This is a genomic window from Pseudomonas sp. CFBP 8770, assembly GCF_014841705.1.
Classification (GTDB): Bacteria; Pseudomonadota; Gammaproteobacteria; order Pseudomonadales; family Pseudomonadaceae; genus Aquipseudomonas.
This window is the reverse complement of the sequence record NZ_JACYUL010000006.1, coordinates 118698-144084: the sequence shown is the minus strand read 5'-3', so window position 1 is coordinate 144084 and position 25387 is coordinate 118698. Positions and strand designations below refer to the sequence as shown.

The following is a 25387-nucleotide window of genomic DNA, read 5'->3' as shown; positions in this document are numbered from 1 at the left end:
CGTCGAGTCAGAATACACAAGCACAGGCGGCGCACATGCACCTTATGTCCGACTCTGGGGGTATTTGCTCCAAGACGCGCAACTCTTGTTTGCCCCAACTCCACCGCGCACCCTAAAATGCCCGGATGCGCGATGACCTCTCCCTTCTGCTGAACTCCCTCAACGATGCCCAACGCCAGGCCGTAGCGGCCTCCGTTGGCCGTCAGTTGGTCCTGGCCGGTGCTGGTTCCGGTAAAACCCGAGTGCTGGTGCACCGTATCGCCTGGTTGATCCAGGTCGAGAACGCTTCGCCCCACTCTCTGCTGTCGGTGACGTTCACCAACAAGGCGGCCGCCGAGATGCGCCAGCGCATCGAGCAGCTGATGGGCATCAATCCGGCCGGCATGTGGGTCGGCACCTTCCACGGCCTGGCGCACCGCCTGCTGCGCGCGCACTGGCAGGAAGCCAACCTGAACCAGAACTTCCAGATTCTCGACAGCGACGACCAGCAACGCCTGGTCAAGCGGGTCATGCGCGAGCTGGGCCTGGACGAGCAGAAGTGGCCGGTGCGCCAGGCGCAGTGGTTCATCAACGGGCAGAAGGACGAGGGTTTGCGCCCGCAGCACATCCAGCCCGGTGGCGACCTGTTCCTGGCGACCATGCGCTCGATCTATGAAGCCTACGAGGCGGCCTGCGCGCGGGCCGGCGTGATCGACTTCTCCGAGCTGCTGCTGCGTGCCCTTGACCTGTGGCGCGACAATCCCGGCCTGCTGGCGCACTACCAGCGCCGTTTCCGCCATGTGCTGGTCGACGAATTCCAGGACACCAACGCCGTGCAATACGCCTGGCTGCGGTTGCTGGCTCAAGGTGGCGACAGCCTGATGGTGGTAGGCGACGACGACCAGTCGATCTACGGCTGGCGCGGCGCCAAGATCGAGAACATTCACCAGTATTCCGCCGACTTCCCGGATTCGCAGCTGATTCGTCTGGAACAGAACTACCGCTCCACCGCCGGCATCCTCAAGGCTGCCAACGCCCTGATCGCCAACAACAGCGGGCGACTGGGCAAGGAGCTGTGGACCGATGGCGGCGATGGCGAGCCGATCAGCCTGTACGCCGCGTTCAACGAACACGACGAGGCGCGCTATGTGGTCGAAACCATCGAGAGCGCGCTAAAGACCGGCCTGGCGCGCAGCGACATCGCCATTCTCTACCGTTCCAACGCCCAGTCGCGGGTGCTGGAAGAAGCGCTGTTGCGCGAGCGTATCCCTTATCGCATCTATGGCGGACAGCGCTTCTTCGAGCGCGCCGAAATCAAGAACGCCATGGCGTACCTGCGCCTGCTCGAAGGGCGCGGCAACGATGCCGCCCTGGAGCGGGTGATCAACGTCCCGCCACGCGGCCTGGGCGAGAAGACCGTCGAAGCCATCCGTCAGCATGCCCGTCATGGCGAAGTGTCGATGTGGGAAGCCGGCCGCCAGCTGGTGGCCAACAAGGGCCTGACCGGGCGTGCCGCCAATGCCCTGGGCGCGTTCATCGAGCTGATCGAAAACCTCGCCGCCAAGGTCATGCAGATGCCGTTGCACCTGATGACCCAGACCGTCATCGAGCAGTCCGGCCTGATCATCTACCACCAGGAAGAAAAGGGCGAAAAAGGCCAGGCACGGGTGGAAAACCTCGAGGAACTGGTCAGCGCTGCGCGCAACTTCGAAAACGGCGAGGCAGAAGCCGACCTGACGCCGCTGGCGGCATTCCTGGGCCATGCCTCGCTCGAGGCTGGCGACACCCAGGCCGAGGAACACGAGGACAGCGTGCAGCTGATGACCCTGCACAGCGCCAAGGGCCTGGAGTTTCCCTACGTGTTCCTGGTGGGCATGGAAGAAGGCCTGTTCCCGCACAAGATGAGCCTGGAAGAGCCCGGCCGTCTCGAGGAAGAGCGGCGCCTGGCCTATGTCGGCATCACCCGGGCCATGCAGCAGTTGGTGATGACCTACGCCGAGACCCGCCGCCTCTACGGCAGCGAAACCTACAACAAGGTGTCGCGCTTCGTGCGCGAGGTGCCCGCCGGGCTGATCCAGGAAGTGCGCCTGTCCAACAGCGTGAGTCGTCCCTTCGGCGGTGGCCAGGCGCAGAACTCGAGCAGCCTGTTCGGTGCGGCCAACATTCCGGAAACCCAGTTCAATCTGGGCCAGCGCGTGCAGCATTCGGTGTTTGGCGAAGGCGTGATCCTCAACTTCGAAGGCTCCGGCGCGCAGGCGCGGGTGCAGGTCAACTTCGCCGAAGGCAGCAAGTGGCTGATGCTCGGTTACGCAAAGCTCGAAGCCGTGTAGTCATTTGCCTCCAGGCTTTTTCGCGGCGTTCGGCCGCCGCGAAAGCGCTTGAGCTGCAGGCGCCAAAGGCAACGAATTTTCCTACGCTGCATTTCACATTTACGCAAAAGCTCGAAACATGTTGTCACTAGCTATGTACAGCACACCTGTGCAACATGACTCGCGTGCAATCCACCTAACGGAATGAACCTATGCAACGTTTTCTCAGCATGGCCCTGGCCCTGTGCATCGGCCTGACCATGAGCCTCGATGCCAGTGCCAAACGCTTCGGCGGCGGCAAGAGCATGGGCGCAGCCCCGACTCACCAGACTCGCCAGGCCGCGCCCACCACCCCAGGTGCCGCAGCCGCCGTTCCGGGCCGTGCAGCCCCTGCCGCCAGCGGTGCTTCGCGCTGGTTGGGCCCTCTGGCCGGCCTCGCCGCCGGTGGCCTGCTGGCGTCCATGTTCATGGGCGACGGCTTTCAGGGCATGCAAATCTTCGACTTCCTGATCATGGCGGTCATCGCCTTCCTGATCTTCCGCTTCATCGCCGCTCGCCGTCGCAAGCAGCAGCAAGGCCCGCAAATGGCCGGCGCCGGTGCTCCGTACCAGCGTGAAGCGATCGACCAGGCACCTGCCCAACCGTCGATCTTCGGTGGCGCAAGCGGTGCTTCCGCTGCCCGTCCGGTGATCAACGCGCCGGCCTGGTTCAACGAAGAAAGCTTCCTGAACGCTGCACGCAGCCACTTCCAGTCGCTGCAGCAGCACTGGGACGCGAACGAGATGGACAAGATCGCCGAGTTCGTCACCCCGCAGATGCTGCAGTCGTTGAAGCAGGAACGTGCCGAGTTGGGTGATGGCTTCCAGTCCACCTACATCGACGACCTGCAAGTGCAGCTGGAAGGTGTCGATGACCGCGCCGAGAAAACCATCGCTACCCTGACATTCGTCGGCGTATCGAAGACCTCTCGCTTCGACAAGGGCGAACCCTTCAGCGAAAGCTGGAACATGGAACGCGCCCAGGGCGAAAACAAGCCTTGGCTGGTCGCGGGTATCCGCCAGAACTGATACACGTCACGCTTTGCGAAGCCCCGGCCCTGGTCGGGGCTTTTGCATTTTGAACGTTGCATCCATTTCCAGCTAAGGTATAAACCGCAGCGCGTATTCTGGTCAGAGGAAAACATCGTGGAAGAAGTGATCGAGCAGCTCCGAGAAGCCAACGAACCGGTACCGGTTCCCCTGGAACTGCCAGACGAAGACCTGCTGGTCGAGATCGAAGAGCAGTTGTTCATCAATATCCCGTTCGTGTTCAAGGAGTATTTGCTCACCGTCAGCGACGTCGTGTACGGCAGCCTGGAACCGATCACCGTGACCGACCCGCAATCGCACACCTATCTTCCGGAGGTCGCCGCCAGCGCCTGGGACATCGGTGTACCACGCGAGCTGATCCCGATCTGTCAGGACGGCGAGGACTACTACTGTGTCGAAGAGGACGGCACCGTGGTGCTGTGGTCGGGAGAAGAAGAGCTGGTGACCGAGGAAAGCTGGGAGTCGGTCTGGCACTGGGTGCGAGACGTCTGGCTGGAAAGCTGATCGGTAGAGGCAGGTGTGACCTTTTCACTGCTCGATGGCGCGCCGCCAACCCTGTGGGAGCGGGTTCTACCCGCGAAGAGGCCAAACCTGCCTACCCAAATTCAATGCTCGACGTTGTTGTCCAGCGTCTCCAGCAAAGCCACCTGCATCCGCGTATGCACGCGAATGAACCAGCGCCACAACACCGCCACCACTGCAGCTGCAACCACCGCAATCAGCAGCAGCAATTCCATGGTCGGCAATATGCTCGCTGACAGTGCCGCCAGCAGCACGAAGATCACCAGCAGCGACAGCAGCGGAATGACTTCGGCGATGACGCGCCGCACCCGCTGGGTATGCCTGCCAGCCATTTCCGGCTTCACGCCCATTTCCGCCAGCAGCATCGAGAGTGCCTTGAGCTTGCGATAGGCGGCGATCAAAAACGGCAGTGACACCAGCAAGGCTGCACCCCAGATCAGCGCCTTCTGCCCGCCCGGCTCGGCCACCCAGGTGGTCAGGTAACCGCCGATACGCTCGGCAAAATACGCGCCGGCCAGAAAGATACCGATCACCAGCGCCAGGTTGACCCCCACCTGCAGGAGGATCTTGCGGATCATCGACGCCAGCATGGCGCCCTGCCCGCGCGGCTGGATGCTGCGCAGCCATTCCCCATACATGCCCAGCACCCGTGCGACGCGCTGCGGCACGATAGCGCCGAGGCGATGGGACAAGGGGTCGGCTGCCCGGATCAGGTACGGCGTGGACAACGTCGTCAGCACCGACACGGCCACGGCAACGGGGTAGAGAAAATCGCTGGTGACCTGCAGGGTCATGCCCAGCGCGGCGATGATGAACGAGAACTCGCCGATCTGCGACAGGCCCATGCCTACCCGCAGTGACGTCTTGCCATCGTTGCCGGCAATGAATGCGCCCAGCCCGCAAGAGACGATCTTGCCGAGCACAACGGCCACGGTGATGACTGCAATCGGCCAGGCATAGTCGAGCAGAATGGCGGGGTCGAGCATGAGGCCGATGGCAACGAAGAAGATCGCGCTGAACATGTCGCGGATGGGTTCGATCAAACGCTCGATCTTCAGCAATTGCCGCGATTCGGCCATGATCGCCCCGATCAGGAAGGCCCCCAGCACCATGCTGTATTCGAGCTTGACCACCAGCAGGCAAAAGCCGAAGCACAGGCCCAGCACGGTCACCAGCAGCATCTCGTTGCTCTCGAAGGTGGCCACATAGGCCAGCAGACGCGGCACCACGAGGATGCCCACGACCAGGGCGATCACCATGAACAGCGAGAGCTTGCCGACCGTCGAGAACACCTCGCCCGAACTGACCGCGCCGCTGACGGCGATCCCCGACAGCAGCGCGATGATGCCGATACCCAGAATATCCTCGACGATCAGCACGCCGAAGATCAGCTGAGCGAAGCGCTCGTTCTTCATCTTCAGGTCGTTGAGCGCCTTGACGATGATGGTGGTCGAGGAAATGGCCAGGATAGCCCCGAGGAACAGCGAGTCCATGGTGCCCCAATCGAACCAGCGGCCGATTTCGTAGCCGATCCAGATCATCAGCACGATTTCCAGGAACGCAGCGATAAAGGCCGTGGCACCGACCTTGAACAGTTTGCGCAGGCTGAATTCCAGGCCCAGGCTGAACATCAGAAAGATCACACCCAGTTCGGCCAGAGTCTTGATGGTGTCTTCGTCGTGGATCAGGCCGAACGGCGGGGTGTGGGGGCCGATGATGAAGCCGGCGACGATGTAGCCCAGCACCACGGGTTGCCGCAGGCGATGGAACAGAATCGTCACCACGCCGGCCACCAGCATGATCACCGCCAGGTCCTGGATAAAACTGATGGCATGCACGGTGATAGCCTCCATTGCTATTCAGAATTGCTGTACCAATTGTTTCAGAAAGGCAGATTAACACCGGCCATTGCAGGCGAACGTCGGTGCAATATGCGGAAACAGATCGCCGCTATGCCCTGCGTAATGGCACGATAGACGTGACGGCGCCCGTCCGTTCGGCGTCCGCTTCTGGATGCAACCCTTTGAAAGCGGCAAACGCCAATATAGGCGACGCCCCTGCACTTCTGCCAACCAACCGTGAGTTCACTATGGAACCTGGAAACGCCCAGCTGTCGATGACGGTGCTGATGACCCCCGACATGGCCAATTTTTCCGGCAATGTGCACGGAGGAACGCTGCTCAAATACCTCGACGAAGTGGCTTACGCCTGCGCCAGCCGCTATGCCGGCCGGTATGTGGTGACCTTGTCGGTGGATCAGGTGATCTTCCGCGAGCCGGTGCATGTCGGCGAACTGGTGACGTTCCTGGCCTCGGTCAATTACACCGGCAATACCTCGATGGAAGTGGGCATCAAGGTGGTCACCGAGAACATTCGCGAGCGTTCGGTGCGCCACACCAACAGCTGTTTCTTCACCATGGTGGCGGTGGATGACCAGCGCAAGCCGGCCAGCGTGCCGCCCCTGCAGCCGCAGGATGCCGAAGGCACGCGGCGCTTCATCCAGGCGCAGCAACGCCGGCAGATTCGCCAGGAGCTGGAAAAGCGCTACCGCGATCTCAAGGATGAGCCGATTTAAAGCGCTACGGCTTCGAACCGCAGGCGCGGATGGACGATACGATCCTGGGCGCGCACCAGCTCCAGCTCGTAGCTGGCGCAGGCCTGGGTTTCCAGCAGCACTTCGTGCACGGCCGCTGCGGTGAATTCGAAAGCCGCCAGCCAGTCATCGCCCAGCAGCAGCCTGGCGAGGAACAGGCCACTGGTCAGATCACCCACGCCGACCGGTTGGCGCGGAAACGCCAGCAGCGGGCGGCGCAGGTGCCAACTGCCCGCAGCAGTGACCAGAAGCATTTCAAAATCCTCGGCTGATTTGCCTGGATAGGCCAGGTGCTTGACCAGCACCGCTTTGGGTCCGCGCGCCAGCAATGCCCGCGCCATGGCCACGCAATCCGGCAGGGACTGGGCCTTGCGCCCGCTGAAGCTGTCGAGTTCCAGCTGGTTGGGACACAGCACGTCGGCGGCGGCAACGGCTTCATCGAGCAGAAAGTCGCTGACCTCGGCCGGCACCACGCAGCCTTTTTCGGCATGCCCCATCACCGGGTCGCACAGATACAGGGCCTTGGGATTGGCCGCCTTGACCCGACGTACCACGCCCAGAATCGCTCGCCCCTGCGCGGCGCTGCCCAGGTAGCCACTAAGCACGGCATCGCAGTTGCCCAATTCGCCAATCGTCGCAATCCCTTCGACCAGTGCGGGAATGTGTTGCGGCGCCAACACTTCTCCCGTCCACTGGCCATACTGAGTGTGATTGGAAAACTGCACCGTATTCAGTGGCCAGACCTTGACCCCCACCCGCTGCATCGGGAAAACCGCCGCGCTGTTGCCGGCGTGGCCGAATACGACATGGGACTGGATGGCGAGCAGGTGTGGTGTACGTTTCATGCAAGGATTCCGGACCGGTGACAGGACTTCATGGCGCGCAGTATCGCGCGAAATGCAGCCTGTACGACAGACCGGAGAGACAGTTAAGCTGCGAGCAACCGGTTGGAGCGCACTTCGATGTTGACCCTTGGCAATATGTTCATCCTGATGTTGATGGCCGCAGGTGCGGCTTGGCTGTGGCACAACCATGGCCTGCGTGAAAAGGCCCTGGCGCGGGTCAAGCAGCATTGCAGTAAGCTCGACCTGGAACTGCTCGACGACAACGTGGCATTCAAGCGTTTTGCCTGGCTGGCCGATGCCAACGGCCGCAAGCGTCTGGCGCGTGTGTATAACTTCGAATTCACGGTAACCGGCGAGCAACGCCATGCGGGGATCGCCACCCAGTTCGGGCCACACGCGGTGCAGATCGAGTTGGCACCCTACCCGTTCGAAGTGAAAACCGCGACGAGTGCCGAAGTCATCGAGATGAGTCAGTGGCGTCAGGAACACAAGCGCTGGCGCCCCTGAGCGACGTCAGCCCTGCGATGGGTCGTCCACGCGTGCCTGCTGCAGTCGATGCTGAAGCGCCGCTGCGTCCTGCGGCGTATCGAATATCAGCTCCAGACGTGAATCACGACGCCATTCACTGGCTTTCCACTGCGCCGACTGGCCTGCCAACAGGTTGCTCGAGAACCATCCATTCGGGCTGTGGATAACCAGCTTGGCCCGTCGCCAATACCAAGTGGCCAACGCGCGTTCCACTGCCCGCAAATCGAACTGCGTCTGGGCTTGCCATCGCCAGCCGATGCTCCAGCCATCGGTGTGATCCTGCACACGGCATTGTGGCTGGGACTTATCCACCCAGATTTCACCTATGGCTCCCGGGAGCTCGACCAGCCTGTCCACAACCAGTGGCGCCGAATTATCCACAAGAGGCAGTTGCTCGAACCAAACCTGATCGACATCGAGCCACAGCATTCGGTCTGTGGGTAACCCGGAGGTTATGCACAGGCTCTGCAGCGCTGTTGCCTTGTTCATGATCACCAGGCCTGCCATTTCAGCGGCTTCACGCTGTGCTGCGGGTAACCCGAGGCCGTTCTCCCAGGCCAGCGCGTCGAGCACCATGACCAGCGGTTGCACCGCCAGAACCCCGCGCCAGGGCGCTTCACTCAACTGTGAAAGAATCTGCAGCGGATGGCCGAGGCCCGAGGGTTCGATGAACAGGCGATCCGGACGAGCCTTGCGCAGCAGACGGCCAAGGCCTATCTGAAACGGCGCACCGTTCACGCAGCACAGACAACCACCGGCGATTTCGCCGATTGCGATACCATCATCGGTGGTGGCAAGCAGCGCGGCGTCGATGCCCACCAGGCCAAATTCGTTGATCAGCACGGCCCAACGCTCGTTTGTCGGCTTGCACGCCAGCAGACGACGAATCAGGCTGGTCTTGCCGGCGCCCAAGGGGCCTGCAATGACATGGGTGGGGATGTTCTGCAGCATGGTCGGATATCTATGGAGGTTGAACGATGTGGGTGTGGGGTTTGCTGGGGCTGCTGGCCAGTACTCAGGTGTGGGCCGAGGCCTGCGTGGTGCATAGCCAGGCAGAACGGGTGAGCGTCGAGGTGTGCCAGCAGAATCGCACTATACCGCCGAAGCTGTTCAAGGAAGGTTTTTGTCGACCCAACCTGCCGGGGCAGCAGGTCGAAGTACAATTCCTGGCGCAGTGCCCGCAAGGCGCCTACGGTATTTGCCGCGGCGCTCGGGTCGAGCGCATGCCCTATGAACAGGACATCCACTACTACGGTGTGGCGAGCGATGCCGCCTACCTCAAGCCGTTCTGCGAACAGAACAGTCAGGGACAATGGGTCTCGCCCTGAGCGATCCGGATCACGCCTGCTGACCATGCTCGTGCCACTTGCCGAACGGATCCGGCCAGTGCACCCAGGTCTGTGCGCCCTGGGCCAGTTCCTCATCATTGAGCAGACACTGGTCCAGGGCGTGGCCCAACGCTGCAAAATCCATGTTCTGCCCGATGAATACCAGCTCTTGGCGGCAGTCTCCGGTGTCGGCCTGCCACGTCTGCTGGATGGCAGCCACGCTCTCGACATCCTGCGGCCATTGCGTTTGCGGCACGAAACGCCACCAGCGACCAGCGAAGCCGTAGCGCATCAAGCCACCCGCCTGGGACCAGCTCCCCGCTTCCTGGGGCTTGCTGGCGAGCCAGAAAAAGCCTTTGGAGCGCAGCAGCCGACCGTTGGTCCAGGGTTTGTCGATGAAGTCATGGAAGCGCTGTGGGTGGAACGGACGCCGGGCGCGGTAGGCCGTGGATGCAATGCCGTATTCTGCGGTTTCCGCAATGTGCTGCCCCCTGAGCACCTTCAGCCAGCCAGGCGCCTGCGCTGCGCGCTCGAAATCGAACAGCCCGGTGTCCAGGATGCGTGCCAGCGGCACCTGACCCATGACCATGGGCACGACCTGCGCGCTGGGGTTGAGTGTGTGCAGTACTGCCATCAGCTCGGTGCGTTCAGCCTGGCTGATGAGGTCGATCTTGCTGATGAGGATGACGTCGGCAAACTCCACCTGTTCCACCAACAGATCAGTGATGGCTCGCTCGTCGTCCTCTCCCAGGGTTTCGCCGCGCGTCGCCAGGCTTTCCGCTGCCTGATAGTCGAGCAGGAAATTGACCCCATCGACCACCGTGACCATGGTGTCGAGCCGGGCCAGATCGGCCAGGCTCTGGCCGTGCTCGTTGCGGAAGGTAAAGGTTTCGGCCACCGGCAGCGGCTCGGAGATGCCCGTCGACTCGATCAGCAGGTAATCGAAACGCCCCTCGGCAGCCAGCTTGGCCACTTCTTCGAGCAGGTCTTCGCGCAGCGTGCAGCAGATGCAGCCATTGCTCATCTCGACCAGTTTTTCTTCGGCCCGGTTGAGGCTGACGTTACGCTGCACTTCACTGCCGTCGATGTTGATCTCACTCATGTCGTTGACGATCACGGCAACGCGCAGATCTTCGCGGTTGCGCAGGATGTGATTGAGCAACGTGCTCTTGCCGGCCCCCAGGAAGCCGGACAACACGGTGACGGGTAAACGGTTGGGCATGACGGACCTCATCGGTGACGGATGCAAAGAACACTGCATCACTTATATTGTTATAACATAACATATAAGTCACCGCTTGCCTGGTCTCGTGGTGCTTTTTGCGGCAAGTGCATGATCGAGAAACGCGTGTTCCACGTGGAACACGCGTTGCAGGTATCAGGTGCGAGGTTTTACTGAACCACAGTTGTTTCCCAACCAGACAGCGCGCGTGTTCATGCTGCCTTTTTGCGCGACGCCCGAGGCATTGAAGGTGCCGCTGACAGTGGTAAGAAACTCTCTATCGCTGAGAAACTGGGCCTGCCCGGTACCTTGGGCCTTGGGGCAACTGAACTGAAATTTCCAGACATTGCCATTGCGCTCAGTGATCTTCTGCGTGCATCCCGACTTTGCATCTTGCAACGGGATGTCGTTGGTTTTCACCTGTTCAGGCGTCAGGCACGAGCGAATGCCATTGCCGCCCACGGTGATGCCTTGGTTGGCGAGGACCCCTTCCATCATTGCCCTTTGCTCGGGTGGAAGCATCTTCAGCTGGCCCAGCATCACTTGCATGTCAGGCAGCGGCTTGCCATCGACTTGCATGTTACTGGTGGTCATTTCCCAAAGGCCCGGCTGGAGCATCTGCGCCTGAGCCCCGGTTGCCGAAAGGCCCACTACCAATGCAGCCATCGGCCATTTAAATCTCATCTGATGTCACTCCTCAAGAACGTTGGGAAAAGTGCGGGCATGGGTCTTTGACGTCGAAACAGGTGCCGAGTTGCGCGGTAATAAAAACGCGACAACCGCCACTGAACGTGGTCTGTTTATCACAGCGCATCAAGGAGCCGCCGTGCAATGGATTATCACAGTCCGATTTTTTTTGGGTATCTATTTGGCCTGCTGCACGTGTTGGGCATTGCTGCCGCCGTTCATGCAGTTCTTACCGTCCGCACCGCGCAGGGTTCGATCGCTTGGGCCTTATCGCTGTTGTTCATTCCCTACCTCACGTTGATCCCCTATCTGGTATTTGGCCGCAGCACGTTCGACGCGTACATCAAGGCCCGTCGGCATGCCAACAAAGAGATGCACACCGCCATCGCCGACATGGATTGGCGACCCTGGATAGAGGAAGCCCTGGCCGCGCGCAAGTCCAAGTCATACGCCTCACTCAGGGCCATGCCTAAGCTGGGTCGGATGCCGTGCCTGGCCAACAATCGGGTTGGTCTGCTGATCAATGGACACGCCACGTTCGATGCCATCTTTGCAGCCATCCGCGAAGCCCGGCGAGCGGTGTTGGTGCAGTTCTTCATCATCCACGACGATCATATCGGCCGTCAGTTGCAAGGCTTGCTGCTGCAAAAAGCCTCCGAAGGTGTGGAGGTCTATGTGCTTTATGATCGAGTGGGAAGCCACGCCCTGCCCCGCGAGTACGTCGAGCGGCTACGCGAAGGCGGCGTCAACGTAAAAGCATTCGCCACTCAAAGCGGTTGGTTGAACAGGTTTCAGGTGAATTTCCGCAACCACCGCAAGATCGTCGTGGTGGACGGAGTAAAAGGCTTCATCGGTGGCCATAACGTCGGCGACGAATACCTGGGCGGCAATCCCAAGCTGTCGCCGTGGCGCGATACCCATGTGAGCATCAGCGGTCCGGTGATCGCCTGTCTGCAGGAGTCCTTTGCCGAAGACTGGTTCTGGGCAGCACGGGAGTTGCCGCCCCTGATTCTCCCGGAAGCGTACGAAGAAGACGGCGTGCTGTGCCAGGTGCTGGCCAGTGGCCCGGCCGATCCCTATGAAACCTGCTCGTTGTTTTTCGTTGAATCGATCCACGCCGCGAATGACAGGGTCTGGATTACTACCCCCTATTTCATACCGGACGAAGCCGTTTTTGCCGCACTGCGCTTGGCGGTGCTGCGCGGGGTGGACGTCCGTATCCTGCTGCCTTCGCGTCCGGATCATAAAGTGGTGTATGCCGCGTCCAGCCTGTTCGCGTTCGAGGCAGTGCGCGCCGGGGTCAAAATGTACCGCTATGGTCCGGGCTTTCTGCATCAGAAAGTGGTGCTGGTCGACGACGAGATTACAGCAATCGGCAGTGCCAACATGGACAACCGCTCGTTTCGTTTGAACTTCGAAATCATGTTGCTGACCGTCGATAAAGCATTTACCAGTGAAGTGGAACAGATGTTGCTCGATGACTTCGCCCAGTCACGAGAGATAGATGTTCGTGATAGCAAAGAGACACATCGTTTGGAAAAGCTAGGTATGCGTGTGGCACGGCTAATTTCGCCTATCCTCTAGCCAGCAAAGAGCAGGTAATCGGCAGCTTCCTGGGTTTTGGACATATCAGGAAACATTGGAAACGCTTCGTGTACCATGAGCGGGCTTCGATATTACTAAAGGGAAGTGGACCTGCATGAACGCAGAGAAAGAGAGATTCATCGGTTTGGAATGGCTGCGGTTTTTCCTGGGCGTGTACCTGGTGATGTTCCACACGCTGCCGTTCTATGAGGAATACACACAGCTGAGTGGGTTGGTGGAATTCACCGAATTGGGTTTCTTTGCCACGAGCAGCTTTTTTGCGTTGTCCGGTTTTCTCCTCGCGCACGTCTACCTCGACGGCAACAAGCTGCGAGAGCCGCCGGTTTCCTTCATGACCAAACGGTTTGCCAACCTCTATCCGATCCACATATTCGGCCTCGCCAGCTGCGTGGTGCTGATATCGCTGACAGGCCTGTTCGACAGCAACACTGACCTGAGTGTGGCGTATCGTTCCGATGACCTGCTCAAGCGTACGGCCCCCGAACTGCTCAAATACAAACTCAGCGATTTCCAGATAGCCGTGAATGCTGTGCTGCAGGTTACCCTGCTGCAGGCCTGGAACCCGGTCTACCTGGCCTACAACGGCCCACTGTGGTCGATCTCGGCGCTGTTCTTCTTCTACCTGGTCTTCCCCTGGTTTGCGCCACGCCTTGCCGCTGCCAAGCACAAGGTGCGGTTGCTGCTGATTATCTGGGCCGCCTGCCTGATTCCCCCGCTACTGGTGGTCTTCAACGACGACTACAGCTCGATCTGGATCGGTTTCCTGCATCACTTCCCGTTGCTGCGGCTGCCGGTCTTTCTCGCAGGCATCGTCGCCTACCTGCTGTTTCGCGATTACCGATTGATGGGTACCGGCCTGCGCGGGCCGCGCAAGTTGATGGCGGTGATTGCCCTGGGCTTCGGTGTGGCGATCGCCGCCGAGGTCAATTGGAGGGGCGAGAGCCATTGGTACGTTCTGCTGCACAATGGCTTGCTGCTGCCGATGGTGCTCAGCGTGATCATCCTGTGCGCCATGGCTTCGAGTGCGCAAAGCGAGCGTCATATCAAATGGGCCCGCCGCTTGGGCGCCGCGTCACTGCCGATGTTCGCCCTGCACACGCCGATCTTCATTGTCTTCCGTCGGTTGGAAATGCTGGCCAACATCGACGTGAACCTGTGCTTCACCAACGCGGCGGCGTGCGTGGCAGAGGCCAAGGGGCATCCCTTGTCGCTGACTTACTACCCGCTGCTGCTGCTGGCGTGCATCATTCTGTGCGTGATCTTCCAGGAGCAGATTGGTAACCGCACGCGACAGTGGCTGCTGCAGGGTCCGTTGAGTCGCTGGGTGGTCAAGAGCAAGCGTGCAGATAAAAGTAAATCGCGCCGTATGAATGTCAGCGTAAGCCGCTGACGGAAAGTGCCAGCAGGTCAGGCGCATGCTTGACCTGCTACGAGTCAAGTATCGGGCAGCTGTCTGTGGGCCGGTTGAAAGGTATGGCACTGCACTTGGCGTGAGATACCGCTTACGCCGGACCCACCCGAGCATTCAACACCGCCGAATTCCATGGGATAGTGTCTGTCTTCCTCCCCATCTGAAGACCCTGCCCCATGGCCACCAAGCACCCACTTGAACCGCTGGCTCGACGCTTCCTCGGCAAACACCCGCATCAGCTCGAACCGGAAGAGCTCCACGTTCTCGAGCAGATGAAAAACCGGCTGCCCATCAGCCGCGATGCCAGTGACGCCTCGGACGAAGTCGCAACGTTCGGTGAACGCCTGTCCGACCGGGTGGCGGCCATCGGCGGTTCATGGGCGTTCATCATCGCTTTCACCATCATTCTGCTGGGCTGGATGCTGCTCAATACCGATGTGCTTGATCACTTCGGCCTGGCCTTCGACCCTTACCCCTACATTTTCCTCAACCTGCTGCTCTCCACCGTTGCGGCCATTCAGGCGCCGGTGATCATGATGAGCCAGAACCGCCAGTCGGCCAAAGACCGCCTGGCCGCGAGCCTGGACTTCGAGGTAAACCTGCGCGCGGAGCTGGAGATCATGCGACTGCACGAAAAGATCGACAAGGAGATCCTCGAGCGGCTGGATCGGGTCCTGGCGAGTGTGGAGCCCAAGGGCAGCGTGTGAATGTGCACTTGGGCGTTCTGGGTAGGATCGGCTGATTTCAGGATGATCGCCGATTAGCGCCGGAGTAGTTTGACGTTGGCCATTGATTCACTTCGGAGCCAGCGCCAACACACGAGTGAAGTAGTAAGGATCGAATAGCAACGCCGCGATAGCCAAGAACGCAAATTAGTGGTTGCGTGGCTATCTTCGGTTACTATTTTATTGGCGTTCTGGGCTTATTTTAAGAAAATCTTGGCTATGTTAAAAAAATCTAGCCACACGCAGGGGAGAGAATGGGAAATCTAGTGGGTTACGCTCATTTGACCAATGAGATGGGGCTGAAGGCTATCGAAGTCAAGAAGCCTGCACTCGTTCAACCCGTCACCCGTATCGAGCGGATCAACGGCGCGCTTGCAGTGCCGCAGACGGTTGCACCGGAGGCTGGTGATTTTCTCGCCCACATCATCTTTGCGCTCAAACATGAGGGAGTCAATCTCTCTATTTTGGCCCAGGCTCTGCCTCGCATTGAAGGTCGACTCCTTGTCGAGGCCATAACCCAATCTCCCAGCAGTGGCTATCTGCGCAAAGTCTGCTTTCTCTGGGAAGCCTATTCCGGCCGTTCACTGGACTATACAGACAAGCCGCGGGGTCCCGGCGTCCTGCTATTTGATCCAGAGCGATATATCACGGGCCCATCGGTGCGAAACAACAGATGGCGGGTGGATTTCAATGGGCTAGGGACGCTGCAATATTGCGCGACGGTAGAGCGCACGCCTGAAATCCAGGCTCTGCTTGAATACGACATCCTAGGGCGTTCGAAAAACTTCATCGCCTCATTGCCTAGGGAAATGATGGACCGTGCCATCAACTGGGCATACCTGAGCGAAACAGATTCTTCATTTGCGATTGAAAAGGAAGCGCCAAGCGAGCAGAAGTCAGAGCGTTTTGTTCACTTGCTGCGCCAGGCACATGAACGCCAGCCGCTGACCGAAGACTACTTGGTCTCTCTGCAAAACAATGTGATCTCGCAACCGCTGGAATGGGCGGTGGCTTTTCGGCATGAACAAAACCACCTGACCAATTCTTTTCGTGGAGCGGCGGGGGTTACCTATATTCCGCCTCCTCCAGAGCTTTGCCGGGATCTGATGGTCGAACTCATGGCATTTGCAAACCGTGCGCCCTTGGAGCTTGACCCGCTGGTGGCCGCCGGCATCGCTTCATTCGGCTTCGTCTTCTTGCATCCCTTCATGGATGGGAACGGGCGACTGTCGCGCTTCTTGATACACCAGGCGTTGTGCTGCAGCGGTGCGTTGGAAAATGGTTTGCTACTTCCTATCTCCGTGGCCATGAAACGAGAGGAGCAACGCTATCTTGAAGCTCTGCAGAGCTTCTCGAAGCCTGCACGGCAATTTTGGGAAGTTCGCTGGATCGATGCCGACAACATGTCATTAAACTTCACCGGCGACTCAAGCCTATATCGCTACTGGGATGCAACTGAATGTGTGGCCTTCACGTTGGAAATGGCCAAACGGGCATTGGAAGTCGAATTGAAGGAAGAAACTGAGTATCTGCAACGATACGACACGTTGCTCAAGGTTGTTAATGACAACTACGACGTGCGCGGCAGCTTGTTGAGCAAGCTGATCATGCAATGCTTAGACCAGAATGGAGTCGTATCAAAGGGCCGGCGGAAGCAATACAACGGGTATATCCAAGAGGAGGTCTTCGACTTCCTTGAAGGTCATGCCCAAGCCCTTCTGGCAGAAGCCTACGCAAAGCCCAACGACGAATAGTCCAGCGATCGGTACGGTCGAATGGCAGTCCCGAGCACGGTGGCCGGGAGAAAGCGTCACCGGCTACTCGATCGGGAGGATCGAAGGCGCCAGCGACGGACTTCATTTGCCTCTGACAGACTTTATTTCGTGGCTTCAGAGTCTGCCACTGCCGTCCCCCTCACTCCACCGTCACCGACTTCGCCAAGTTGCGCGGCTGATCCACGTCCGTCCCCTTGAGCACCGCCACATAGTACGAAAGCAGCTGCAAAGGAATGGTGTAGAGGATCGGCGCCAGTGCATCGATGATGTGCGGCATCGCCACCACATGGGTGCCGGGACCATTGCTCAGTTGCGCCTGCTCATCGGCGAACACCACCAGCTCGCCGCCGCGCGCACGGACTTCCTGCAGGTTGGATTTGAGCTTTTCCAGCAGCTCGTTGTTCGGCGCCACGGTGACCACCGGCATGTCCTTGTCCACCAGCGCCAGTGGCCCGTGCTTCAGCTCACCGGCCGGATAGGCTTCGGCGTGGATGTAGGAGATTTCCTTGAGCTTCAGCGCGCCTTCCATCGCCACCGGGAATTGCGCACCGCGGCCCAGGAACAGCGTGTGGTGCTTCTCGGCAAACAGCTCGGCGATGCGCTCGATGGTGGCGTCCATGGCCAGGGCTTCACCCAGGCGCGTCGGCAGGCGGCGCAACTCGGCCACCAGCTCGGCTTCCACGCCCTCCTCCAGCGTCTCGTGCACTTGGCCAAGCGACAGCGTCAGCAGCATCAACGCAACCAGTTGAGTGGTGAAGGCCTTGGTCGACGCGACGCCGATTTCCGGACCGGCCTGCGTCAGCAAGGTCAGGTCGGACTCGCGCACCAAAGAGCTGATGCCGACGTTGCAGATCGCCAGGCTGCCGAGAAACCCCAATTGCTTGCCGTTGCGCAGCGCGGCCAGGGTGTCGGCCGTTTCACCGGACTGCGAGATGGAGACAAACAACGTGTTGGGCTGCACCACGACCTTGCGATAGCGGAACTCGCTGGCCACTTCGACCTGGCACGGGATGCCGGCCAGGCCCTCGAGCCAATAGCGCGCAACCATACCGGCATGATAGCTGGTGCCGCACGCCACGATCTGCACATTGCGCACCTTGGCAAACAACTCGGCGGCCTGCGGACCGAAGGCCTGCACCAGCACCTGGTTCTGGCCCAGGCGGCCTTCCAGGGTGCGCTGTACCACGGTGGGCTGCTCGTGGATCTCTTTCATCATGAAGTGGCGATACTCGCCCTTGTCGGCCGCCTCGGCGCCTTCGTGATACTGCACGCTTTCACGTTCCACAGGTGTGCCAGCGGCGTCCCAGATCTGCACGCTTTCACGGCGGATCTCGGCGATATCACCCTCCTCCAGGTACATGAAACGGTCGGTCACCTGACGCAGCGCCAACTGGTCGGAGGCGAGAAAATTCTCGCCCATGCCCAGGCCGATGACCAGTGGGCTGCCGCTGCGGGCGGCCACCAGACGGTCAGGTTGGTGCACACTGATGGCCGCCAGTCCGTAGGCGCCGTGCAGTTGCTTGACCGTCGCCTTGAGGGCGTCGGCCAGGTCGGGCAATGCCTTGAGGGTGTGATGCAACAGATGCGCGATGACTTCGGTATCGGTCTGCGACGTGAATACGTAGCCCAGCTCCTTGAGCTGGGTGCGCAGGACTTCGTGGTTTTCGATGATGCCGTTGTGCACCACTGCCACTTCAGCAGTGGAAAAGTGTGGGTGGGCGTTCTGTTCGGTCGGCGCACCGTGGGTGGCCCAGCGGGTATGTGCAATGCCCAGTTTGCCGAGCAGAGGCTCATCCGCCAGCGCGGCCTGCAGTTCGGCTACCTTGCCGACACGACGCCGGCGCTGCACGCTGCCATCCTCGCTCAACACGGCTACGCCTGCGCTGTCGTAACCGCGATATTCCAGGCGCTTGAGGCCCTCGACCAGAATGGCAGTGATGTTGCGCTCCGCGATGGCGCCGACGATTCCACACATGTTCGCTTCTCCTAGCTGGTAGCGGCGAGCACGAGATCTATCCCGCGCGCCTGAATCTGATCGCGTGCTTCGAGGGGCAGGCGATCATCGGTAATGAGAGTGCTGATGCGGCCCCAGGGCAGCTCCAGATTGGGGATCCTGCGTCCGACCTTGTCGGACTCGACCATGACGATCACTTCGCGAGCGACTTCGGCCATCACCCGGCTCAGCCCCAGCAACTCGTTGAAGGTCGTCGTGCCGCGCTCCAGATCGATGCCGTCGGCACCGATGAACAACTGGTCGAAGTCATAGGAGCGCAGCACCTGCTCGGCCACCTGGCCCTGAAACGATTCAGAGTGTGGATCCCAGGTGCCGCCAGTCATCAGCAGCACGGGCTCGTGCTCCAATGCACTCAAGGCATTGGCGACGTGCAGCGAGTTGGTCATGACCACCAGGCCCGGCTGTTTGCCCAGCTCGGGAATCATGGCGGCGGTAGTGCTGCCACTGTCGATGATGATGCGCGCATGCTCCTTGATGCGCATGACGGCCGCACGGGCGATGGATTGCTTGATGGCCGAGACACGCTGGCTGGGTTCGCCGATCAGCTCCTGCGGCATGGTCACCGCGCCGCCATAGCGACGCAGCAGCAGGCCATGACTTTCCAGGGCGGCAAGGTCCTTGCGGATAGTGACTTCGGACGTTGCGAAATGCCTCGCCAAGTTATCCACAGTCACTTCCCCCTGCTCATTGAGCAGGGCAAGGATGCTGTGACGGCGTTGGGGCGTATTGCGCTTTGACATGACGGCCTAAGTTTCGATTCGAAAGATAACGAAGGCAATAGAAACCTAAACTGAAAGGTTCGTCAATGGTGTAATCGTATTTCTCCTGGCCTCCTCGCGGCAGAGCCCGTTCCCACAAGGTCCTACATGAAACCTTGTGGGAGCGGGCTCTGCCCGAGAAAGGCCCTATACAACAGCTACGACTGTGGATAACTACGGCTTCTTGACCTTCACCGGTCGCTTCCACCCTTCGATGTTGCGCTGCCGGGCCCGTGCCACGCCCAGTTGCCCTTCCGGAACGCCCTGAGTAATGGTCGATCCCGCAGCAGTCGTCGATCCCGCCAAGATATCCACAGGTGCGACCAACGCATTGTTGGACCCGATGAAAACGTCCTCACCAATGGTCGTCTTCCACTTGTTGGCGCCATCATAGTTGCAAGTGATGGTACCGGCGCCGATGTTGCTGTTGGCACCGATGTCCGCATCGCCCAGATAACTCAAGTGACCGGCCTTGGCGCCCTCTCCCATCCGGGCGTTCTTCAGCTCGACGAAGTTACCCACATGCGCTCGAGCTTCCAGTACCGTGCCGGGTCGCAGGCGCGCAAACGGGCCAGCATCGCTGCCTTCGTGCAGCACTGCACCGTCGAGGTGGCTGTTGGCCTTGACCACCACACCTCTGCCCAGCGTACTGTCCTTGATGTAGCAGTTGGGCCCGATGACCACATCGTCTTCGATCACCACCCGCCCTTCGAGTATCACATTGACGTCGATAAACACGTCCCGACCCACGCTGACTTCACCGCGTACGTCGAAGCGCGTCGGGTCGCGCAAGGTCACGCCCTGGGCCATCAGACGACGCCCTTCGCGCAACTGGTAGTGACGCTCCAGCTCCGCGAGTTGACGACGGTCATTGGCGCCCTGCACCTCCATCGGATCCTGAGCGGTTTCGGTGGCCACCACCAAGCCATCGCCGACAGCCATGGCAATCACATCGGTAAGGTAATACTCGCCCTGAGCGTTATTGTTGGACAGGCGCGCCAGCCACTCGGCCAGACGCTTGCCAGGCACTGCGAGAATGCCGGTGTTGCCTTCGCGAATGGCTTTCTGTGAATCGTTGGCGTCCTTGTGCTCGACGATGGCCTGCACCTGGCCATCCGCATCGCGCACGATGCGGCCGTAGCCCGTAGGATCGGCAAGCTCGACGGTGAGCAGGCCTAGCTGGTCGGCACTGACTTTCTGCAGCAGGCGCTGCAACGTCGCCACTTCGATCAGCGGAACGTCGCCGTAGAGAATCAATACGTTATCGGCAGTCAGGCCTGGGACCGCCTGGGCAACCGCATGGCCGGTGCCCAGCTGCTTGTCCTGCAGCACGAAATTGAGGTCGTCGGCGGCCAGACGTTCACGTACCGCATCCGCACCGTGGCCAATCACCACGTGGATGTTCTGCGGCTCGAGTTGGCGCGCGCTGTGTATAACATGGCCGAGCATTGAATTGCCGGCGACAGGGTGCAGCACCTTGGGCAAGGCCGAGCGCATGCGCGTGCCTTGCCCGGCGGCGAGAATGACGATATCGAGAGACATGAACGGCTACCAATCCGGAGAATGGCCAGCAGGCTGACCGGGGAGAAAGTGCTGAAAAAGAAAAAGGGTAGCCGAGGCTACCCTTTTACTCAATCGCAAGTGAGTCGACGCATCAGCCGCCGAATTTCTTGCGGATCTGCTGGACGGTGCGCAGCTGAGCTGCAGCCTCGGCCAGACGTGCGGCAGCAGATCCGTAGTCGAAGTCTGCGCCTTTTTCGTTCAGGGCCTTCTCGGCAGCCTTGACGGCTTCCTGAGCGGAAGCTTCGTCCAGGTCGGCAGCGCGCTGCACGGTGTCGGCAAGAACCTTGACCATGTTCGGCTGAACCTCGAGGAAACCACCAGAGATGTAGAACACCTCGGCTTCGCCACCCTGCTTGATCAGGCGGATCGGACCTGGCTTGAGATCGGTGATCAGCGGGGCGTGGCCTGGAGCGATACCGATATCACCCAGGTTACCGTGCGCAATCACCATCTCGACCAGACCGGAAAAAATTTCTCCTTCCGCACTGACGATATCGCAATGGACTGTCATAGCCATACTTGCCTCAACCTGATTAGCGCCCGTCGCCGGGCGCCAGGATTACAGTTTCTTGGCTTTCTCGATCGCTTCTTCGATGCCGCCGACCATGTAGAACGCTTGTTCCGGCAGGTGGTCGTAGTCGCCGTTGAGGATGCCTTTGAAGCCTGCGATAGTGTCTTTCAGGGAAACGTATTTACCCGAGGCACCGGTGAAGACTTCAGCCACGAAGAACGGCTGCGACAGGAAGCGCTGGATCTTACGAGCGCGGGATACCAACTGCTTGTCGGTTTCCGACAGCTCGTCCATACCCAGGATCGCAATGATGTCCTTCAGCTCTTTGTAGCGCTGCAGCACGTACTGAACGCCGCGAGCGGTGTCGTAGTGCTCCTGGCCGATCACGTTCGGGTCCAGCTGGCGCGAAGTCGAGTCCAGTGGATCGACCGCTGGGTAGATACCCAGGGAGGCGATGTCACGGGACAGTACGACAGTGGCGTCCAAGTGGGCGAAGGTGGTCGCCGGCGACGGGTCGGTCAAGTCATCCGCAGGTACGTATACGGCTTGGATCGAGGTGATCGAACCTTCCTTGGTCGAAGTGATGCGTTCCTGCAGAACGCCCATCTCTTCGGCCAGGGTCGGCTGATAGCCTACTGCCGATGGCATACGGCCCAGCAGTGCGGACACTTCGGTACCGGCCAGGGTGTAACGATAGATGTTGTCGACGAACAGCAGAACGTCGTTACCTTCGTCACGGAATTTCTCGGCCATGGTCAGACCGGTCAGGGCGACGCGCAGACGGTTACCCGGCGGCTCGTTCATCTGGCCGTAGACAAGGGCTACCTTGTCCAGAACGTTGGAATCCTTCATCTCGTGGTAGAAGTCGTTACCCTCACGGGTACGCTCGCCCACACCGGCGAACACGGAATAACCGCTGTGCTCGATGGCGATGTTACGGATCAGCTCCATCATGTTCACGGTCTTGCCGACACCGGCACCACCGAACAGACCGACTTTACCGCCCTTGGCGAACGGGCAGACCAGGTCGATGACCTTGATGCCGGTTTCCAGCAGGTCGTTGCCGCCTGCCTGGTCCGCGAAGGAAGGTGCTGGACGGTGAATGCCCCAGCGCTCTTCGGTGTCGATCGGGCCCGCTTCGTCGATCGGGTTGCCCAGCACGTCCATGATCCGGCCCAGGGTGGCCTTGCCAACGGGTACGGAAATGGCTGCGCCGCTGTCGAGTACGTTCAGGCCGCGTTTGAGGCCTTCGGTGGAGCCCATGGCAATGGTACGAACCACGCCGTCGCCCAGCTGCTGCTGGACTTCGAGAGTGGTTTCAGCGCCTTGTACCTTCAGCGCGTTGTAGATGCTCGGTACGCTGTCGCGTGGAAATTCCACGTCGATAACGGCGCCGATGATTTGAACGATACGTCCGCTACTCATAGCTGGATCCTCTGAATATTTGAACCGTTAAACCGCGGCAGCGCCGCCGACGATTTCCGAGATCTCTTGGGTGATCGCAGCCTGACGCGCCTTGTTGTAGATCAGCTGCAAATCGCTGATCAGGTCGCCGGCGTTGTCGGTTGCATTCTTCATCGCGATCATCCGCGCCGCTTGTTCAGCAGCGTTGTTCTCGACCACCGCCTGGTACACCTGCGACTCCACGTAACGCACCATGAGACCTTCCAGCAGCTCTTTGGCGTCGGGTTCGTACAGGTAATCCCAGTGGTGCTTGAGTTCTTGATCCGGGGTTGCCTCCAACGGGATCAACTGCTCCACCGTCGGTTGTTGCGTCATGGTATTGATGAACTTGTTGGACACCACGGACAGGCGATCGATACGGCCTTCCAGGTACGCGTCCAGCATCACCTTGACGCTGCCGATCAGATCATTGATCGACGGCTCTTCGCCCAGATGGCTGATCGCTGCCACGACGTTGCCGCCGAAGTTGCGAAAGAACGCTGCACCCTTGCTGCCGATCACGCACAGGTCGATTTCGACGCCGCGTTCGCGATTGGCCGCCATGTCCTTGACCAGAGCCTTGAACAGGTTGGTGTTCAAGCCGCCGCACAGACCACGGTCACTGCTCACCACGATATAGCCGACGCGCTTGACGGCGCGTTCGATCATGAACGGGTGGCGGTATTCCGGGTTGGCGTTGGCCAGATGTCCAATCACCTGGCGGATACGTTCCGCGTAGGGACGGCTGGCTGCCATGCGCATTTGTGCCTTGCGCATTTTGCTGACCGCCACTTTTTCCATGGCGCTGGTAATTTTTTGCGTGCTTTTGATGCTCGCAATCTTACTGCGAATCTCTTTTGCGCCTGCCATGTAACACCTATCAGGTTAGCAAGCAGGGGCCTTGCGGCCCCTGCTGCGGCTTACCAGGTTTGGGTGGCCTTGAACTTCTCGATACCGGCCTTGAGGCCCGCGTCGATTTCGTCATTGAAGTCACCCTTCACGTTGATCTTCGCCAACAGGTCGGCGTGATCGCGGTTGAAGTAAGCAATCAGGGCCTGCTCGAAGCTACCAACCTTGGCGATCTCGACGTCAGTCAGGAAACCACGCTCGGCGGCATACAGCGACAGCGCCATGTCGGCGATCGACATTGGCGAGTACTGCTTCTGCTTCATCAGCTCGGTCACGCGCTGGCCGTGCTCGAGCTGCTTGCGGGTGGCTTCGTCCAGGTCAGATGCGAACTGGGCGAATGCCGCCAGTTCACGGTACTGAGCCAGAGCGGTACGGATACCACCGGACAGCTTCTTGATGATCTTGGTCTGAGCGGCACCACCTACGCGGGATACCGAAACACCGGCGTTCACTGCAGGGCGGATGCCCGAGTTGAACATGGCCGATTCCAGGAAGATCTGACCGTCGGTGATGGAAATCACGTTGGTCGGAACGAACGCGGAAACGTCGCCAGCCTGGGTTTCGATGATCGGCAACGCGGTCAGGGAACCGGTCTTGCCGGTCACTGCGCCGTTGGTGAACTTCTCGACGTACTCTTCGGAAACGCGCGAAGCACGCTCCAGCAAGCGGGAGTGGAGATAGAACACGTCGCCTGGGTAGGCTTCACGACCTGGTGGACGGCGCAGCAGCAGGGAAATCTGGCGGTAGGCCACTGCTTGCTTGGACAGATCGTCGTAGACGATCAGTGCGTCTTCACCGCGGTCACGGAAGAACTCGCCCATGGTGCAGCCGGAGTACGGCGCGAGGAACTGCAGCGCAGGAGATTCCGATGCACTGGCAGCCACCACGATGGTGTTGGCCAGGGCGCCGTTTTCTTCCAGCTTGCGTACCACGTTGGCGATGGTCGACTGCTTCTGACCGATGGCAACGTAGACGCAGAAGATACCGGAGTTCTTCTGGTTGATGATCGCGTCGATCGCCAGAGCGGTCTTGCCGATCTGACGGTCACCGATGATCAGCTCGCGCTGACCGCGGCCGACAGGGATCATGGCGTCGACGGCCTTGTAGCCAGTCTGCACAGGCTGGTCTACCGACTTACGCCAGATAACGCCCGGTGCAACCTTTTCGACCGCGTCGGTCTCGGTGTTGCCCAGCGGACCCTTGCCATCGACAGGGTTGCCCAGTGCGTCGACGACGCGACCCAGCAGTTCCTTGCCAACTGGAACTTCCAGGATGCGGCCGGTGCACTTGGCGCTCATGCCTTCGGCCAGGCTGGTGTACGCGCCCAGTACCACGGCGCCTACGGAGTCCTGCTCCAGGTTGAGTGCCATGCCGAAGACGCCGCCTGGAAACTCGATCATTTCGCCGTACATGACGTCGGCCAGACCGTGAATCCGTACGATACCGTCGGAAACGCTGACGACGGTGCCTTCGTTACGGGCTTGGGAGGTCACATCGAGCTTGTCGATGCGACCCTTGATGATTTCACTTATTTCGGAAGGATTGAGTTGCTGCATTGCTCTGCTGCCCCTT

22 protein-coding genes are annotated in these 25387 nt (G+C 60.0%); 10 read left to right on the top strand and 12 right to left on the bottom strand.

Going from position 1 to position 25387, the window contains the following annotated elements:
• Positions 1 to 125: 125 nt before the first annotated feature.
• From uvrD to IFT98_RS14905, 3 genes are all read left to right on the top strand, one after another.
• Positions 126 to 2309 carry a DNA helicase II gene (gene uvrD, locus IFT98_RS14915; RefSeq protein ID WP_192050230.1) on the top strand — a complete coding sequence of 728 codons (2184 nt, stop codon included), beginning with the start codon at positions 126 to 128 and terminating at the stop codon, positions 2307 to 2309.
• 191 nt (positions 2310 to 2500) lie between these two features.
• The gene (locus IFT98_RS14910) at positions 2501 to 3355 is read left to right on the top strand and encodes a Tim44 domain-containing protein (protein WP_192050231.1); all 855 of its coding nucleotides are present in this window, start codon (positions 2501 to 2503) and stop codon (positions 3353 to 3355) included.
• A 117-nt stretch (positions 3356 to 3472) separates the two neighbouring features.
• Positions 3473 to 3880 (top strand): SMI1/KNR4 family protein, encoded by a 408-nt coding sequence (locus IFT98_RS14905; protein WP_192050233.1) that lies wholly within the window; start codon positions 3473 to 3475, stop codon positions 3878 to 3880.
• Between the two features lie 101 nt (positions 3881 to 3981).
• On the opposite strand, the gene IFT98_RS14900 is transcribed toward IFT98_RS14905, so the two are convergent.
• The gene (locus tag IFT98_RS14900; RefSeq protein WP_192050410.1) at positions 3982 to 5736 is read right to left on the bottom strand and encodes a cation:proton antiporter domain-containing protein; all 1755 of its coding nucleotides are present in this window, start codon (positions 5734 to 5736) and stop codon (positions 3982 to 3984) included.
• A gap of 251 nt (positions 5737 to 5987) precedes the next feature.
• On the opposite strand from IFT98_RS14900, the gene IFT98_RS14895 reads away from it, so the two are divergent.
• Positions 5988 to 6473, top strand: a complete 486-nt coding sequence (locus IFT98_RS14895; RefSeq protein WP_122480012.1) for an acyl-CoA thioesterase — start codon at positions 5988 to 5990, stop codon at positions 6471 to 6473.
• Here IFT98_RS14895 and pdxY read toward each other — a convergent pair.
• Positions 6470 to 7336 (bottom strand): pyridoxal kinase PdxY, encoded by an 867-nt coding sequence (gene pdxY / locus IFT98_RS14890; protein ID WP_122480013.1) that lies wholly within the window; start codon positions 7334 to 7336, stop codon positions 6470 to 6472. The genes IFT98_RS14895 and pdxY overlap by 4 nt on opposite strands.
• A 117-nt stretch (positions 7337 to 7453) precedes the next feature.
• Between pdxY and IFT98_RS14885 the strand changes: the two genes are divergently transcribed.
• Positions 7454 to 7843, top strand: a complete 390-nt coding sequence (locus IFT98_RS14885; protein ID WP_122716071.1) for a DUF3301 domain-containing protein — start codon at positions 7454 to 7456, stop codon at positions 7841 to 7843.
• A 6-nt stretch (positions 7844 to 7849) separates the two neighbouring features.
• Here the strand turns inward: IFT98_RS14885 and IFT98_RS14880 are convergent, their stop codons facing one another.
• Positions 7850 to 8815 carry a CobW family GTP-binding protein gene (locus tag IFT98_RS14880; protein ID WP_192050235.1) on the bottom strand — a complete coding sequence of 322 codons (966 nt, stop codon included), beginning with the start codon at positions 8813 to 8815 and terminating at the stop codon, positions 7850 to 7852.
• 26 nt (positions 8816 to 8841) lie between these two features.
• Between IFT98_RS14880 and IFT98_RS14875 the strand changes: the two genes are divergently transcribed.
• Positions 8842 to 9192 (top strand): NADH:ubiquinone oxidoreductase, encoded by a 351-nt coding sequence (locus IFT98_RS14875; RefSeq protein ID WP_192050237.1) that lies wholly within the window; start codon positions 8842 to 8844, stop codon positions 9190 to 9192.
• 10 nt (positions 9193 to 9202) lie between these two features.
• Here the strand turns inward: IFT98_RS14875 and zigA are convergent, their stop codons facing one another.
• Positions 9203 to 10414: a zinc metallochaperone GTPase ZigA gene (zigA, locus tag IFT98_RS14870; protein ID WP_192050239.1), complete on the bottom strand. Its 1212-nt coding sequence runs from the start codon at positions 10412 to 10414 to the stop codon at positions 9203 to 9205.
• 156 nt (positions 10415 to 10570) lie between these two features.
• Positions 10571 to 11080 (bottom strand): DUF3617 domain-containing protein, encoded by a 510-nt coding sequence (locus IFT98_RS14865; RefSeq protein ID WP_446730843.1) that lies wholly within the window; start codon positions 11078 to 11080, stop codon positions 10571 to 10573.
• A 165-nt stretch (positions 11081 to 11245) separates the two neighbouring features.
• Between IFT98_RS14865 and cls the strand changes: the two genes are divergently transcribed.
• The 4 genes from cls (at position 11246) to IFT98_RS14845 (ending at position 16596) form a co-directional block, all read left to right on the top strand.
• Positions 11246 to 12685, top strand: coding sequence for a cardiolipin synthase (gene cls, locus IFT98_RS14860; RefSeq protein ID WP_192050244.1), 1440 nt, complete (start codon positions 11246 to 11248; stop codon positions 12683 to 12685).
• A gap of 115 nt (positions 12686 to 12800) precedes the next feature.
• Complete coding sequence (locus tag IFT98_RS14855) at positions 12801 to 14096, top strand: acyltransferase family protein (protein ID WP_192050246.1); 1296 nt, start codon at positions 12801 to 12803, stop codon at positions 14094 to 14096.
• A gap of 197 nt (positions 14097 to 14293) precedes the next feature.
• Positions 14294 to 14824, top strand: a complete 531-nt coding sequence (locus IFT98_RS14850; RefSeq protein WP_192050248.1) for a DUF1003 domain-containing protein — start codon at positions 14294 to 14296, stop codon at positions 14822 to 14824.
• A gap of 272 nt (positions 14825 to 15096) precedes the next feature.
• Complete coding sequence (locus tag IFT98_RS14845; RefSeq protein WP_192050250.1) at positions 15097 to 16596, top strand: Fic family protein; 1500 nt, start codon at positions 15097 to 15099, stop codon at positions 16594 to 16596.
• Between the two features lie 160 nt (positions 16597 to 16756).
• Here IFT98_RS14845 and glmS read toward each other — a convergent pair whose 3' ends face one another.
• From glmS to atpA, 7 genes are all read right to left on the bottom strand, one after another.
• Positions 16757 to 18592 carry a glutamine--fructose-6-phosphate transaminase (isomerizing) gene (glmS, locus tag IFT98_RS14840; RefSeq protein WP_192050252.1) on the bottom strand — a complete coding sequence of 612 codons (1836 nt, stop codon included), beginning with the start codon at positions 18590 to 18592 and terminating at the stop codon, positions 16757 to 16759.
• Positions 18593 to 18603: 11 nt separating this feature from the next.
• On the bottom strand, positions 18604 to 19371 hold the full coding sequence (locus IFT98_RS14835) for a DeoR/GlpR family DNA-binding transcription regulator (protein ID WP_122480029.1): 768 nt from the start codon (positions 19369 to 19371) through the stop codon (positions 18604 to 18606).
• A gap of 192 nt (positions 19372 to 19563) precedes the next feature.
• The gene (gene glmU / locus IFT98_RS14830) at positions 19564 to 20931 is read right to left on the bottom strand and encodes a bifunctional UDP-N-acetylglucosamine diphosphorylase/glucosamine-1-phosphate N-acetyltransferase GlmU (protein ID WP_192050253.1); all 1368 of its coding nucleotides are present in this window, start codon (positions 20929 to 20931) and stop codon (positions 19564 to 19566) included.
• Between the two features lie 112 nt (positions 20932 to 21043).
• Positions 21044 to 21469 carry a F0F1 ATP synthase subunit epsilon gene (locus tag IFT98_RS14825; RefSeq protein ID WP_043192055.1) on the bottom strand — a complete coding sequence of 142 codons (426 nt, stop codon included), beginning with the start codon at positions 21467 to 21469 and terminating at the stop codon, positions 21044 to 21046.
• A 42-nt stretch (positions 21470 to 21511) separates the two neighbouring features.
• Complete coding sequence (atpD, locus tag IFT98_RS14820) at positions 21512 to 22888, bottom strand: F0F1 ATP synthase subunit beta (RefSeq protein ID WP_122480031.1); 1377 nt, start codon at positions 22886 to 22888, stop codon at positions 21512 to 21514.
• A gap of 27 nt (positions 22889 to 22915) precedes the next feature.
• Complete coding sequence (gene atpG, locus IFT98_RS14815; protein WP_043192052.1) at positions 22916 to 23776, bottom strand: F0F1 ATP synthase subunit gamma; 861 nt, start codon at positions 23774 to 23776, stop codon at positions 22916 to 22918.
• Positions 23777 to 23826: 50 nt separating this feature from the next.
• The gene (gene atpA, locus IFT98_RS14810) at positions 23827 to 25371 is read right to left on the bottom strand and encodes a F0F1 ATP synthase subunit alpha (RefSeq protein ID WP_122480032.1); all 1545 of its coding nucleotides are present in this window, start codon (positions 25369 to 25371) and stop codon (positions 23827 to 23829) included.
• Positions 25372 to 25387: the final 16 nt, after the last annotated feature.